Genomic DNA, 561 nt, shown 5'->3' on the forward strand with positions numbered 1-561 from the left:
GGGATAGCCTATGCCTATCTTGGAAATGAGCTTGGGGGCCGGCCCAAGGACAGCAGCTTTTTCTGCGATGGCGTTGCGGACTACGAGAAGATGGCACGGACGCCGGAATTCGCGCAGGGCTTGGAGCGTGTTATCTCGGGTTCGCGGCGTTACAGAATTGCGATGATGTGTTCCGAGCATGATCCGCTCGAGTGTCATCGCTGCCTACTGGTCGGGCGCGTGCTTCACGAGAAGGGAAGCACGGTAAGGCACATTCTGAGCACGGGGGAGTTCCTTGACCACAGCGACGTCGAGAGCAGGCTCATGGAAATATCCGGAAAGAACAAAGCCGATCTGTTCGAGCGTCCCGAGGCGCGCCTGACGGCCGCATATCGGGAACAAGCTTCTAAGGTCGCATTTGCGGCCCCAATTCAAAAACAGGTAGTAGCGCGATAATGGTTGATAGCGTTGATGTGACGACCATCGGCTTCACGAAGACCACTGCCGAGCGGTTTTTCGCAAGGATAAAGAGCGCAGGCGTCAAAAAGGTCGTCGATGTTCGTCTTCACAACACATCACAGC

1 protein-coding gene is annotated in these 561 nt (G+C 56.0%); it reads left to right on the top strand.

Going from position 1 to position 561, the window contains the following annotated elements:
• The coding region (locus tag AC1DIX_RS27615; RefSeq protein WP_477328520.1) for a DUF488 family protein at window positions 1-435 on the top strand (435 nt) is incomplete at its 5' end.
• Window positions 436-561 lie beyond the last annotated feature (126 nt).

The organism is Massilia sp. 05N420 (assembly GCF_056397205.1).